Origin of the sequence: Kitasatospora sp. NPDC127121, from assembly GCF_042677305.1 — a bacterium.
In the GTDB taxonomy this organism is placed as follows: Bacteria; Actinomycetota; Actinomycetes; order Streptomycetales; family Streptomycetaceae; genus Kitasatospora.
Genome location: NZ_JBHXTQ010000032.1, coordinates 38,897 through 53,154, shown reverse-complemented (window position 1 = coordinate 53,154; position 14,258 = coordinate 38,897). Strand labels below are relative to the sequence as shown.

The window sequence follows — 14,258 nt, the reverse complement described above, 5'->3', positions numbered from 1 at the left end:
GGGCGGCCGCGGGCGCCCGCCCCCCCCCCCCCGCCTGCCCCCCCCCCCGGTATTCTTTTAGGCCACGGGGGGCCCCCCCCCCGCCCCCCCCCCGGCCCCCCCCCCCCCCGCCGTACGGACCGGTCGACACCCGCTCGAACTCGATCACCCCTGTTCCTCCTCCCGAGGTCCGACGTCCTACCAGCCGCCGCGCGGCCGTCCCGTCCCGCCCTGCGGGTCCTGTCGGCCCGGTCGGGCCGACAGGACCCGCGGCATGGTTCTCAGGCCGCGATGGCGCGGCTCATCGTGTCCGCGCGCAGCATGCTGGACTTGCGCAGGTCGTTGGTCACGCAGAGCCGCGACAGCCACCGCGAACGGCCCTCGGGCAGCGGCGTGTAGGCGTCACGGGCGTGCGCGCAGCGGTAGTTGTCCACGTAGACGAACTCGCCGCCCCGCAGGACCAGGGTCACCTTGTTCCGCTGCAGGAACTCGTGGAGCTTCTCCAACGCGGTCCGCTCGATCCCGGTCAACTCGTCGATCCGCAGGGCGGCGAAGTTCACCCGGAAGTACGGGTTCTCGCGGTTCCCGAAGAAGATGGACTGCTGCTCCTCGTCGATCACGCCCGAGGTCTCGTGGATGGGGTTGTGGCCGATCCGGAACCGCGGCTCCCAGAGGACCTCCCACTCCTGCGGGGTCAGCGTGTCGATGCCCTCGATGCTCGACAGGGTCGTACCCGCGCCCTCGTCGTTCCGCAGGCAGACCAGACCGAGGAAGTCGGGCCGGGTCGGGTGGAAGGCGTCCTCGATGTGGAAGCCGAAGTCGTGGTTGGAACCGGAGCTGGAATTCGCGACGCCGGCCAGGCCCGGGATCGGGATGATCGAGTTGAAGAGGCTGCCCGCGCGCTGCGAGACGTACCCGATCGGCTCCCCGAGCAGGCTTCCGTAGAGCCCGTGCAGAACCTGGCTCTCGTTGATCTCGTAGCCGGGCTCGGTCTCCACGTAGCGGGTCGGCGTGGGACTGAGGGCGCCCCGCGTGGCCGGGGAGCCCACCATGTGGAGTGCGACCTCCCGCTCGTTGCGCTTGAAGGAGTAGAACGTCTCCCGGATGCGGCGGGGCAGTTCGTGCGCGATGACGTGTGCCTGTTCGAGGAAGTAGTGCTGATCGAGGATCCGGGGATCGAGCAGGACATCGTCGAGCAGCTTCCGGACCTGCAGCGCCTCGGAATCGGTCAGCTCAAGTCGTAGAACCGAAGTTGGCATGGTTCTCCCTCTCGGGTCGGGAATGGTCGGAGAAGAATGGTGGGCGGTGACATCCGGCCGCCTCGGCCCATCGGGATGTTCGGCACGTTCGGCGCTTTCGCCGGGCTCGGCACGTTCGGCGCTTTCGCCGGGCTCGGCACGTTCGGCGCTTTCACCGGGCTCGGCACGATCGGCGCCTTCCGGCGCTTACGGCACCGGCGGACCTCGCAGCTCGAACCGGATAGGGGAAGACCGGTGGCGCGCGGCCGGAGCCCGGTCGCATCCGCGACCGAGTGCGACCGGTTTCAGCTTCCCACGCCCCGTCGGCCCCGGACAGGATGATCGGGCGTCACAATCACGACTGACGCAATCCGGAAACGGGGCACCCGCGTTCGGCGCCGGGGACTTCGGCCGACCGCCGGATCAGGCGGACTGCGCCGGCAGAGGATCCAGCTCAATCGTCAGGGCCGCGACGGAGTCCCGCAGGCGCGCGGTCAGGGCCTCGTTGGAGGACTCGACGACGACGATGTGGCCGAGCCTCGTCATGAACCCCCGGGGCGGCAGCGCCATGTCCTGCCCGGGCGTCGCGTGCCAGACCAGCTCGTGCCACAGCTCCTCCGCGCCTGCCCGGTGCCCCAGGGTGCGGACCCGCCCGTCGTGCGACGGGTAGACCATGCGGACGCCGGCGAACAGTTCGCGCTCAGGGCGCACTTCGACCCGCCCCCCGGTCAGCGCGGCCACCGTGAGCGCCACCTGGTCCACCCCGGTGGCCAGCCGGGTCGCGTACGGGATCTTCTCCCCGCCCAGCCGGGCCGCCGTCTCGATCATGCGGGGCCCCCGCGCCGTGATCCGCAACTCCGAGTGCGTCGCCCCGTAGGTGATCCCCAGCGCGTGGTGGGCCGCCACCACGACCCGCTCGATCTCCGCGTACCCCGGGTACGTCGACGGCTTCCGGCAGACGTGGCCGAGCTCCTCGAAGTAGGGGGCGAACCCCACCTCCTTCTCGGTCAACCCGCAGATGTGGACCTGCCCGTCCTGGACGACGGACTCCACACTGAGTTCCGGGCCCTCCAGGTACTCCTCCACCAGGACTCCGGGGACGGTGTCGATCCGGTCGATCCGAGCACCGACCGCCACCTGGAACAGCTCGCGGAGCCGCTCCTCGTCGTCGACCCGGACGACCCCGTAACTGCCCCCGAGGTTGCGGGGCTTGAGGACGACCGGGTAGCCGATGAGCTCGGCGGCCTCGGCCGCCCGGTCCGCCGTCATGGCGAGAACGCTCTGGGCCGAAGGGACGCCGGCCACCCGGAACGCCTCCCGCATCAGCCGCTTGTCCCGGCTCCTGGCCGCCGCCTCCCGCGACAGCCCGGGCAGGCCCAGCGCATGCGCCACCTCCGCCGCGAGCTCGACGTGCGCCTCGTCGTAGGTCAGGACCCCGTCGAAGGGCTCCGCGGCGTGCAGCTTCTCCGTCAGTCCCACCACCTGGGTCCGATCCCGCAGGTCCACCTCGTACGTGACGTCGACGAGCGGGGCGGCCCACGGCCGCTGGGGCGCGGCCTGCACCGCGGTCACCCGGATTCCCGCCGCACGCAGGTCCTCCAGGATGTACCGGCGGTACACCTCAGTGCCCACGCTGATCACCAACAGATGCGTCATGACGTTCTCTTCCCTCCGTTGACTCGTTGACTTGACGACTTGGTGACCCGCCGGGGCGATGCGGGACAGGTCGGCACATCGGCACGTGGACGCGTCGACGTGCCCGTAACCGGAGCGGGCCGACCGCACCGGTCACACGGTGTCCGGTGCCTGAGCCCGCGCGCCGCCCGGGGCGTGATCACGCAGCCCGGCGAACCAGACGAACGCCGCCGTGACCGTGGCGAGCAGGCCGAACCCGACGAACACCGGCCGCGGATCGGAGTGGTTCAGCCCGGTCAGGAACCCGGCGGCCATCGCTCCGAGCGGGCTCGCGGCGAGCGCGGCCATCCGGGCGGTGGCAGTCACCCGGCCGAGGACCTCCCGCGGCACCAACTCCTGCCGAACGCTGCGGATCACCACGACGGCCAGCACCGCGGAACCGCTGACCAACAGGTTGAGCGCGGCCAACGGGGCGAGGCTGTCGACCAGCCCCATCAGGGCGAGAGCCACCCCCAGGCAGCCCGCGCTCAGGGCCACCACGGCGAGCCGCCGCCCGGGCGTGGCCAGCCGGGATGCGCCCGCCGCACCCAGCACGCCGCCCAGGCCGCCCAGGCCGACCACCACGCCCAGGGCCGAATCTCCGAAACCGAGCTGGTTCCGTAGGTAGAACGGGGTCAGTGTCTCCACGGCGATGAACAGGTTGGCGGTGGCCTGGAGGCCGGTCAGCAGCAGGATCAGCCGGGTGTCCCGCAGGAAGCGCAGGCCGTCGGCCACGTCCGCGCGGAGCCTGCGGAGCGCGCCCCGGGTCGTCGTCCCGGCCCGGGCGGGCGTCCCGCCGAACCGTCCGATCGTGAAGATCGTCGCCAGCGACAGCAGGTAGGTGGCCGCGTTGCCGAACAGAGCCGTGTTCAGCCCGAAGAGGGCGCTGAGCGCGCCGAACAGGCCGGGGCCCACCACGAGCGAGGCCTGGTTCGTCGCCTCCAGCCAGGAGTTGGCGCGCACCAGCCGTCGGCCCTGGACCAGGTCGCGGACCGCCACCGTCAGGGCCGTCTCGAAGAAGACGCCGGCCCCCGAGGCCAGAAACGCCAGCACCAGGGCCATCCAGACCCGCAGGTTCCCCGTGCTCGCGAGCAGTGCCAGCGTCAGGAACGCCGAGAAGCGGACGGCGTCCGTCGCCAACATGGTCGCCCGGGGGTTGAGCCGGTCGACCAACGCGCCCGCGAACAGGCCCACCAGCAGGTAGCCGACGGTCCGCGGCGCGGCGGCCAGAGCCGCGGCGAACGGGTCCCCGCTCAGCTCGAGGACGACGAGGGGCACGGCGAGGAACGCCAGGCCGTCACCCAGGAGCGAGAACACCTGGCCGCCGAAGAAGACCGCGAACTGCGACGCCGACGGCTGCCCCGGCTCAACGGCCGGGCTCTTCCCGGACAGCATGGGTCCACCCCCTCCGTCATGCTTCCCACCCCGTCCGCACAGTGCGACGGGCCGACACGGACCGTGACGACGCAGCTCATTGTGCAGGCGGGGGAAGGGGATCGGCGGGCCGGGCACCGGCGGACTTGCGCCAGGCGTAAAGACGACGGCGCACGCCCGTGGCGCTGCCCCCGGAGGGCACGGGTCTCCTGTTTGCGACATTCGTGATCACGACGACCAGACCGTGCTGCCAGGGACGGAGCTGGTCTGCGAGAGTCGAGCCGCCGGGACCACCCGCCGTCGCTCCGGTCGGCGTCGGCCCGGTGGCTCGGCATCCCGGCGACGTGCACCCGGCCGACCTCGGCGCCCTGCTGACGGAACCCGTTCCACCGGCGCCAGGACCGGCGTCCGACTCCCCCCGTTGACCGCGACCGAAGGCGGCGCCCGTGTCGACCGTTCCCCTGCCCCGGCTCCTCCTGCTCGACGTGCCGACGGGCCCCCGGCCCGCTTGGTACCTCCCCCGGCTGTGCTCGGCCTACGCGCTGCACATCCTCTGGATCCCGGGTCCCGACCCCGACCTGAACCGCGCCCGCGCCGCCCTGTTCGACGAGTGGTGCACCCATGCGACCGTGCTGGGCCAGGACACGGCGGCCGACGAACTGACCGACGTCGCGAAGGCCTGGCAGCCCGTCGGCATCCTCGGCTTCGGTGAAATGGCCCTCGAACCGGTGCACACCGCGGCCGCCCGCCTCGGGCTGCCGGCCAACGCGCCGAGGTCGCTCGCGGCCATCCGCAACAAGCACGAGCAGCGCCGGCTGCTGGCCGAGGCGGGCATTCCCACCCCGCGCTTCGCGTCCGTCCGCGACCTCGACGAACTCCGCGCCGCCGCCCGGACCGTGGGCCTACCCGCGGTTCTCAAGCCCAAGGCCGGCGTCGGAAGCCTGGCGACCTTCCAGGTGGACAGCACGACCGACCTGGCCGAACTCTGGTCCGCCGCCTGCGCCGACTACGCCGCCGACCCCCGCGGTGGCCCCGTACCGGACTTCGTCCTGGAGGAGTTCCTGGTCGGCATCGGCCCGCACAACGACCCCTGCTACGGCACCTACGCGAGCGTCGAGTCACTCGTCCGGCGCGGCACGGTCCGGCACCTGGCGGTCACCGACAAGTTCCCGCTCTCCCCCGGCTTCCGGGAGAACGGCGGCATCATGCCCTCGGTGCTGCCGGACACCGTCCTCGCCCCGCTGCTGGACTGCGCGTCCCAGGCGATCCGTGCCCTGGGCATCACCGACTCCGGCGTCCACACCGAGATCATGTTCACCCGGGAGGGTCCCCGGGTCATCGAGGTCAACAGCCGCATCGGCGGCGGGGTCACCGAGATGCTCCACCACTGCTGCTCCTTCGACTCGGTGCTGGCCTGCGCCGCCATCGCCACCGGCGGAGAGCTTCCCGACTTCTCTCCGCCCACGCGCAGCACGGCCTTCCTCCTGCCCCAGGCCCCGCACCACGACACCGTCCTCACCGCCGCCCCGACCGTCGAGGCCCTCCTCGTACTTCCTGGTGTCGCAGAGGCGGAGCTCCCGTACGCCGTCGGCGACCGCCCCCGTTGGCAGCAGGGAACCCCCGGCGGAACCATGGCCCGCATCGTCGCGGTCGCCGACTCCGCGGCTCCCCTCCTTGACCTCTTCGCCAGCCTCCAGCCCGGTGGCCTCTTCACCTACCGCGCCGTCCAGCCGTGAGATCGGTGGCCCTGCGGCGGTGAGGAAACGGAGCGACCCCACCGCCGCAGGACCGGCCGGGACCAAGCGGTGGGCGGGAAGGGGACGCAGGCGGCGGTGAGGCGTTCGGGAGCCCACAGGCTTTCGCCAGCAGCGACAAAGGGCAGGAGCGCACTCCCGAAGCCGATGAGGTGCCCCGCAACCAGATTCAAGCGACAGCGGCCGCGATCACCCAGCCGCTGACCTTCTCGGCATTCAGCCGTGGGTTACATCGTTGGTGGCCTCGGCCCCAGGCCGCGGGAGTGCTAGTCCCGTCCTTCGCACGTGCGTGGTTTGGATGAACTGATGATGTGGCCGGTACCTCGGTGGTGTGCGGGTCGTTGGATGAGGTGTGTCGTCGATATCTCGTTCGCCGCGGTCCCGGGTGCACCGTCCACGCTTCGCTGTGGAGATCGCGCCCGTGATGGAGAGGCGTCTGGGTGCTCTGCCCGCCTCTGCCGAGTTTCTGCGCCGGCTGGACGTGGCCGGGATCATCGACGGGCTGTGCCCGGTGCGCGATGTCGCGCACCTGACGCACGGCCAGGTCATCAAGGTACTGGTAGCCAACCGGCTGTCCGCGCCCGCGCCGCTGGTGCGGGTGGGCAACTGGGCCGCCGAGTGGGCGGTGGACGAGGTCTTCGGGATCGAACCCCACTCGCGGTCGCCCCGATCTTCCTGCAGCACAACCGACGCATCGCGGCCCTGATCACCGTGATCTGCCTGGCTCTACTGGTCTTCTGCCTGATCGAACGCCAGGTCCGCCAAGCCCTGGGCCCCGAGCAGACCATGCGCGGCCTCTACCCCGACAGCCGGGCCGTCCGCCCCACCGGCCGCCTGATCTTCTACCACCTCGCCAGCCTCAAGATCCGGCCCGGCACCGCCACCGACCCGCCCACCATCCTGATCAGCCGAGGAGTCCAAGCACACCTGCTCGAACTCCTCGGCATCGACGAAACCCGCCCCCGCTGGCTGCAGACCTAAAAGCCCAAGTGCGAAGTGCGGGGCTAGCCGATCCGGCGACGGGACTGGACAACGAGCAGGACGGCCCCCTCAGGAACTTCGTCGTCCACCGCGATCCGGACCTCCGTGACCGTGCCGGGCCAGTCCGCGATCAGCTCCTGGCAGATCGCGTCGTTCTCCAGGACGGCCATGAGTTCGCCGCCCCGGACCGTCTGACCGGGCTCCACCAGAACCTCGGCCACGCACCACGGCACGCCCATCACGGCCTGCGCGGTGAACACCGCCGGCCCCAGTTCGCGCCAGGCCGGCGGTACCAGCGGCCCGCCGATGCGCTGCTCGACCTGGTCGAGGGCTGCTCCGGCGCACCTGGCGAACGAGGAGTCGTCCGCCAGGTGCTCGCGCAGCAACGGCCCGACCGCACGGACGTCGCCCAGCCGCGCCAGCGTGTCCACCGCTTCGGACCGCGTCTCGGGATCCGCCAGGCACGCGGCGACGGCCTCGGTGTGATCGGCCGAACCGTTCTCGGCCAGACCCCGCAGCGCTCGACGGCGGTACTCCGGGCTACGGGTGCGCAGTTGGCGTTCCAGGAACGGCAGGGCTCGCGGATCCTTGATGTACTCCAGCGTCTCCATGAGTGCCGATTCCTGCGCAGGGTCCTCCGCAACCTCGTCGAAGAAGGTGTCCGGGAAGGCACGGGCAAGGTGTATCTGCGCTTCCAAGGGGCGCCGGTAGTCGTCCCGGTCGCGGCGCACGATCTCCGCCATGTCCCAGCCCGGCTCGGCCCGGCCCGCCCGAATGGCGAGGAGCCGACGAAGACTCGCCGGCCCCGCTGCCAGCAGGCTGTCGAGGGCGCGGTCGTCCCCATACAGGTAGTCCGTGAGGAGGCCGTCGATCGCCTCGTGTGCCAGGTCCATGGGGAGTCGGCCAGCTTTCAGTGGAGCAGCGGGTCAGGGTGGGCACCTTCTCCGCCGGACGGCGCCGCCCGGTTGCTCAACTATCGTTCATTGCGGGGGCACTTCCCGACAAACCAAGAAGGACGTCGAACCGGCCGACGACTCCGACTGCGGACGTGATGGCGGACCCGTGACAGGGCCCGCCACCGGTGAAGCGCCGCTTCGGCGAGGGAGAACCGGGAGCCACGGAGCCACGCAGCCACGGACGTGCTAGGCACTGTCCTGGCGATCACGAGCGGAGCCAGATGGCGAGGGCAGCCGCAGTGAGGGTGCCGAGGTAGATGTAGGCGCGTTTGTCGAACCTGGCGGCGACGGCGCGGAAAGCCTTGAGCCTGTTGATCGCTCGTTCGACAGTGTTGCGTTTCTTATAGCGGTCCTGGTCGAAGCCTGGCGGCCGACCGCCGGCGCTGCCGCGTCGGCTGCGGTTGGCCGTCTGGTCGGCCTTCTCGGGGATGACGTGTGGGATACCGCGTCTTCGCAGGTAGCGGCGGGTTCGTCGGTTGGAGTAGCCCTTGTCGGCGCTGACGCTGTCCGGCGTGGTGCGAGGTCTGCCTGTGGTGAGCCTCGGAACGCGGATCTTGTCCATGACCGGCTCGAACTGGGTGCAGTCGGCGCTCTGCCCCGGTGTGATGACCAACGACAGGATCCGGCAATGGCCATCCGCACTCAGGTGGATCTTGGTTGTGAAGCCGCCGCGTGAGCGGCCGAGCGCCTCGCCCGCAGCTCCGCCGCCACCTGCCGGCCGGTCGGCCGCGGCCCGGCCAGTGCTGCGGCCAGTGCCAGACGCAGGCGGCGGGGTGTGCCGGGCGCCGGCGGCGTGGTGGTGCCCGCGTACGACCGTCGAGTCGACCGAGATGTCCCAGTCGATGGTCCCGGAAGCATCCTCCCGGGCCTGGATCCGCTCCAGGAGCATTTGCCAGGTACCGTCCGCCGACCAGCGCCGGTGCCGTTCGTGTACCGTCTTCCACGGCCCGTACCGGTCGGGGAGATCCCGCCACGGAACACCGGTGCGGATCCGGTGCAGCACCCCGTTCACCACCTGCCGGTGATCTCGCCACCGGCCGCACCGCCCGCTGCTCACCGGCAGCAGCGGCTCGATCCGCTCCCATTGGGCATCGGTCAGATCACCCCTGGCTTCCACGGCACGGCCAACGGCCCGCCCGGTCACCGGAGTGCCGCCGAGCCGCCGCCCGGCACCGTCCCGGGACCCGGTGCCCGGCCTGGGGCGGCGAGTCCGGCAGGGATTTTCGCGGCCTGTCTGCGGGTGGGGGCGTCTCCTTCGGTGAAGCCCGTACGCAGGCGGACGCGGTTGTCTATCGTCTGGTGGCATGGAGAATGCGGGGAGCGACGGGCGGGGGCACGAAGTACTGGTGGCGGGGTCGCCGCCGGTGTTCGACGACCGGACCCGGGACGCGTGCGTGGTGGTGCCGGGAATCATGGGCAGCATCCTTGAGGACGATGCGACGAGCCACCCGCTGTGGGGCGTCAACCTCGCGACACTCACCGACGCGCTGACCGGCGAGGCCCTGTTCGCCACCCTGCGGGCGAATGCCCAGGAACAGGAAGCCGATGCCGACACCGCCCGGCGGGCCCCGCTGACCCGCATCCGCGCCACCGGACTGCTGGCCAAGCCGTGGTACCTGCACGTCTTCCAGGGCCTGGACCCCTACAGCAAGGCGGTCGAGGTACTGCAGAAGGTCACGCTGGCGCCGGAGGCGGTGGAGCCGTTCCCCTACGACTGGCGCCTGGCGGTCGCCTACAACGGCGCGCTGCTGGCCCGTCAGGCCCGTGCGCACCTGGAGTTGTGGCGGGAGCGGGTGGCGGCCGTGCCCGAGTGGCGGGCGCGGCCGCGGCTGCTGTTCGTGGCGCATTCGATGGGCGGGCTGGTGGTGCGGGCCGCGTTGGAGCAGGACCCGGAACTCGCGGCCGACACCCGGGCGGTGGTCACCGTCGGGACGCCGTTCCTGGGCTCGGCGAAGTCCGTCCTGGCGCTCAACCTCCTTCACACCGGGGCGAAGCCGGAGCGGCTGGTGCGGCGGGTGCAGGCGATGGCGGCGACCCTGCCCGGTGTCCACGACCTCTTGCCCGGCTACCGCTGCCTGGACCGCGGCCTGGACGTCGACCGCCTCGCCCCGGGCGACGTCGCCCGGTTCGGCGGCGACCGAGACCTGGCCGCCCGCTCCCTGGGAGAGCAGGCGCGCTACCGCGAGAACAGGTTCCTGCTGCCGGGGCACCGGGCGATCGTCGGCGAAGCCCAACCGACCGTACAGACCCTGGAAGAACAACGCGCCGACCTCTCGGTCGTCGCGGGCCGCCACTACGCCTTCGACGTCGGCGACGACGGCGAACTCGTCCGCGACCCGGCCACCGGCATCCCCGCCCGCCACAACGCCTCCGGCGACAGCACCGTCCACATGCCCTCCGCCCGCACCGGCACCGAAGCCGTCCACTACGTCTTCGGCCAGCACGGCACGCTGATGTGCCACGACGAGGTCCTGCGACAGATCCGCCGCATCGCACTGGAACGCCCGCAGGGCGTCCACCTCGGCGACGGCACCGGCGACGGGCCTGGCCTGGAGACCCCCCACCTCGGCGGGACCCTCGGCACACCACTCACCTTCACCGTCACCGGCCTCGACACCCGGGCCGGGGTCACCTTGAGCGTGCGCTCGGCGACTACCGGCCGCCCCGGCCACCCCCTGACCCTGCACCGCGACCCGGACCGCACGGACGGGGCCCTGTCGGCCCGGTTCACCGCGGACGCGCCGGACCTGTACCGGGTGGTCCTGAACACCGGCCGGCACGCGCCCGTCTCCCAACTCGTCCTCGTCACCCAGCCCGACGCCTGACCCCAGCGATCCACCCATGACCACTCCCCACGCGGGCACCCCGCCCCATTCGGTTCCCGCCGACGCCGGCCACAAGACGGCCGGACCACCTTCCGAGGGCGGGGGCGTCGAGCTGTTCCCGATCAACTTCACCGCCTACCGGCACCACGAGGACCTGGACACCGAACAGCACGTGCGGGCGATCGCCGACCTGCTAGCCCCTTACGGCCTGCACGTCAACCGGTGGGAGGTTCCTGAGAAAGAACGGGATCGGCAGGCAGTCGAGGACCGGCTCGGCGACTGGAAACGGCTCACCGTCTCCCACTCCGGCAACACGGTGCTCTACTGGGTCGGCCACGGCAGCGCCAACCACCTCGCCCACCACCGCACCGAAGCCCCCATCGACGATGGCGTCCACCCGGAGGAAGTCGCCCGTGCCATCGGCAGCCGTCGATTCCATCGCGACGCAGAGGACAGCTGGGCCATCGTCGTCCTGGACGCCTGCTTCTCCAAGGACTTCGCCCTCAAGGTGCACAGCACGCTCATCACCGAATACCGCGGCGTCGACAGGTTCCTGCTGCTGTCCACCGCCGCCGAGGGCAGCACCGAACTCGGCGACTTCACCCGCGCCCTGAAACACGCCCTGACCATCACCTTCCTCGGGCAGAAGATCATCGGCCTCGCCGAACTCGGCAGCCAGCTCGCCCGCGACCTCCGCGGCTACGACGCCATCAAGGTCGACAACCACCGCGACCAGCTGGTCCGCGTCCTGCCTGACGCCGCCTCCTCCGTCTCAGCGTCCCTGGACAAGATCGCCGAACTCCAGGCCGTGATCGAGCAGTTGCCCGTCGATGAGCAGCGCCACTTCCTCCCCAAGGCGTCCGGCGCCGAATTTGGCGAACTCGCCTGGTACTTCCACGGCCGCACCGAGGAACGTGACCAGATCCTCCGTTGGCTGGCCACCGCGACCCAAAGCGCCCTCGTCGTCACCGGCCCCGCCGGCTCCGGCAAATCAGCCCTCCTCGGCCACATCCTCCACCACACCAACACCCAGCTGCGCGAGATCCTTATTCGCCACGGCCACCTGAAGCCCCTACCGCCCGAGGTGCCTTGTCCGGACGACCCGTTCGACCTCGTTGTCCACCTCTCCGGCCTCAACCTCACCCACGTCATCCGACTCGTCGCCCGAGCGACCGACCTGCCCGACCTCGCCCTGCAAGCGGCCGACAGCGAACCACCCGCCGATCTCGCAGCCCGACTCCTCGAACGCCTCCGCTACCGGCACGAACCACTGACGCTGCTCTTCGACGCCCTCGACGAAGCCGAACAACCCCTCTCCCTCGCCGACATCCTCCTGCGCCACCTCGCCGCCCTCCCTCAGGTTCGGATCGTCATCGGTACGCGCCGCTCCACCAAGGAAGGCCCCGACCGCCCCGCCCCCGACGAAAGTGACATCCTCGACGCCCTCAGCCCCCGTTCCCACGGGACCGACCTGAAGTGCATCGAGGTGACGCAGAACCAGGACGCGCTCGCCGGGTACCTGCGCGCCAAACTCCACGCCGCCCGGCAGCACGAAATCCCGGATGCCGACGACACGAGCATCGAGACCGCCGTCCGTCGACTCGTCACCGACCACCAGCAGGACGGCACCGAACCGCAACAGTTCCTCTACGTCCGCCTCGCCGCCCACGAACTCCTAGGCGCCCCCGAGCTTCTGGCCGACCCCACCCCGCTGGTCGGCCGCACCCACCGCCAGCTCTTCGCCCGGGCCCTGGCGCGCCTTCACCGCATCGACCCCCACTACGCCCCCCTCCTTAAAGCCCTCGGCCTCGCTCAGGGCCGCGGCCTGCCCGACCAGGACGGCGTCTGGACCTGCACCGCCAGCGTCCTCACGCCCGACGGTGCGAGCGACATCGGTGGCAGTATCCCCGGTCTGGTCCGCGACGCTGCGCCCTACCTCGCCATCGACCAGGAGCACGGCCAGAGCGTCTACCGTCTCGCCCACCACACCTTCACCGAGCACTTCACCGCGGCCCCCGACGCCCCGGCAGCACACGCCGCCATCACCACCGCCCTGGCCCGCAACGCTCTCGTAACCCTGGACCCGAGCGGCAGGACCTCCCCATCGTCCGAGGACATCAGCCCCTACATCCGCCATCACCTCATCACCCATGCGCGGCTGGGTCACACCGCCGGAGCCCTCCAGGCACTAGCCGACTCCCCCAGCGTCCTCGATGTCCTCGACCTCGCCAGCATCACCACCGCTGCCCTCCACCATGGGCTGCCGATGAACGCAATTCCGCCCGCCATCGCCGGAACCGTCCTCCTCCGGAACCGCGTCAACGAGGCAGACTCCGGCGGCCAGCAGGGCCCCGCCACCATTGGGTGGCGCCGGTGGTGGCGGCGACTCGGCACCACCTACATCCAAGGCACCCCGCCGCCTGCCGAAACCCACGCCCACAGCCCTGCAACCTGGCCCCCCACATTGGCTGCCGGCGCTGTCCGCCGACGGCATCTCCATCTCCAACTCACAGGCCACGGGAACTGGGTGAGCGCGGTGGCAGTGTTCACCGCCCCGGACGGCACCCCCCGCCTTGCCACCGGGGGGCACGACAAGACGGTGCGGATCTGGAACCCCGCCACCGGCACTCAGGACGGAGAACCCCTCACCGGCCACACCGGCGAGGTGAGGGCGGTAGTGGTGTTCACCGCCCCGGACTGCACCCCCCGCCTTGCCACCAGCGACAGCATCGACGGAACAGTGCGGATCTGGAACCCCGCCACCCGCACCCAAGACGGCGAGCTCCTCACCGGCCACACCCGTGGGGCCAACGCGCTGGCGGTGTTCACCGCCCCGGACGGCACCCCCCGCCTCGCCACCGGCGGCAACGGCGGCGACAGCGCAGTACGGATCTGGAACCCCGCCACCGGCACCCAAGACGGCGAATCCCTCACCGGCCACACCAGCTGGGTGGCGGAGGCTGCAGTGTTCACCGCGCCGGACGGCACCCCCCGCCTCGCCACCAGCGGCGGCGACAAGACGGTGCTGATCTGGAACCCCGCCACCGGCACTCAGGACGGCGCGTTCATCACCGACCACACCTACTCGGTCAACGCGGTGGCGGTATTCACCGCCCCGGACGGCACCCCCCGCCTCGCCACCGGCGGCGACGGCGGCGACGAAACAGTACGGATCTGGAACCCCGCCACCGGCACCCAGGACGGCGAACCTCTCACCGGCAACACCGGCGGGGTCAAGGCGATGGCGGTGTTCACCGCCCCCGACGGCACCCCCCGCCTCGCCACCAGCGGGAACGACGGCACAGTGCGGATCTGGAACCCCGCCACCCGCACCCAGGACGACGAGTTCGTCACGGGCCACACCTACTCGGTCAACGCGGTGGCGGTGTTCACCGCCCCCGACGGCACCCCCCGCCTCGCCACCAGCGGCGGCGACGAGACGGTGCGGATCTGGAACCCCGCCACCCGCACCCAGGA

10 protein-coding genes are annotated in these 14,258 nt (G+C 71.2%); 5 read left to right on the top strand and 5 right to left on the bottom strand.

Going from position 1 to position 14,258, the window contains the following annotated elements:
- Window positions 1–260: 260 nt before the first annotated feature.
- From ACFVHI_RS17955 to ACFVHI_RS17945, 3 genes are all read right to left on the bottom strand, one after another.
- On the bottom strand, window positions 261–1,238 hold the full coding sequence (locus ACFVHI_RS17955; protein ID WP_063352179.1) for a TauD/TfdA family dioxygenase: 978 nt from the start codon (window positions 1,236–1,238) through the stop codon (window positions 261–263).
- Between the two features lie 402 nt (window positions 1,239–1,640).
- Complete coding sequence (locus tag ACFVHI_RS17950) at window positions 1,641–2,873, bottom strand: acetyl-CoA carboxylase biotin carboxylase subunit family protein (protein ID WP_063352181.1); 1,233 nt, start codon at window positions 2,871–2,873, stop codon at window positions 1,641–1,643.
- A 132-nt stretch (window positions 2,874–3,005) separates the two neighbouring features.
- On the bottom strand, window positions 3,006–4,286 hold the full coding sequence (locus ACFVHI_RS17945; protein ID WP_063352182.1) for an MFS transporter: 1,281 nt from the start codon (window positions 4,284–4,286) through the stop codon (window positions 3,006–3,008).
- A gap of 425 nt (window positions 4,287–4,711) precedes the next feature.
- Between ACFVHI_RS17945 and ACFVHI_RS17940 the strand changes: the two genes are divergently transcribed.
- The 3 genes from ACFVHI_RS17940 to ACFVHI_RS17930 all read left to right on the top strand — a co-directional run bounded on the left by ACFVHI_RS17940 (window position 4,712) and on the right by ACFVHI_RS17930 (window position 7,000).
- Window positions 4,712–6,001, top strand: a complete 1,290-nt coding sequence (locus ACFVHI_RS17940) for an acetyl-CoA carboxylase biotin carboxylase subunit family protein (protein ID WP_063352183.1) — start codon at window positions 4,712–4,714, stop codon at window positions 5,999–6,001.
- A 424-nt stretch (window positions 6,002–6,425) separates the two neighbouring features.
- On the top strand, window positions 6,426–6,725 hold the full coding sequence (locus ACFVHI_RS17935) for a DUF4277 domain-containing protein (protein WP_159398682.1): 300 nt from the start codon (window positions 6,426–6,428) through the stop codon (window positions 6,723–6,725).
- Window positions 6,726–6,730: 5 nt separating this feature from the next.
- Complete coding sequence (locus tag ACFVHI_RS17930) at window positions 6,731–7,000, top strand: hypothetical protein (RefSeq protein WP_244293804.1); 270 nt, start codon at window positions 6,731–6,733, stop codon at window positions 6,998–7,000.
- A gap of 23 nt (window positions 7,001–7,023) precedes the next feature.
- On the opposite strand, the gene ACFVHI_RS17925 is transcribed toward ACFVHI_RS17930, so the two are convergent.
- Together ACFVHI_RS17925 and ACFVHI_RS17920 are read right to left on the bottom strand one after the other, a co-directional pair.
- A complete protein-coding gene (locus tag ACFVHI_RS17925; RefSeq protein WP_380340365.1) occupies window positions 7,024–7,893 on the bottom strand; it encodes a HEAT repeat domain-containing protein in 870 nt (289 codons plus the stop codon).
- 268 nt (window positions 7,894–8,161) lie between these two features.
- Complete coding sequence (locus tag ACFVHI_RS17920) at window positions 8,162–9,073, bottom strand: IS5 family transposase (RefSeq protein WP_380340362.1); 912 nt, start codon at window positions 9,071–9,073, stop codon at window positions 8,162–8,164.
- 187 nt (window positions 9,074–9,260) lie between these two features.
- Here ACFVHI_RS17920 and ACFVHI_RS17915 point away from each other — a divergent pair, with 187 nt between their 5' ends.
- Entirely contained in the window at window positions 9,261–10,781 is a 1,521-nt protein-coding gene (locus ACFVHI_RS17915; RefSeq protein ID WP_380340359.1) for an esterase/lipase family protein, read from the top strand.
- Between the two features lie 16 nt (window positions 10,782–10,797).
- Window positions 10,798–14,258, top strand: a 3,461-nt coding sequence (locus tag ACFVHI_RS17910) for an AAA family ATPase (RefSeq protein WP_380340356.1), incomplete at its 3' end; no start/stop codon positions are given.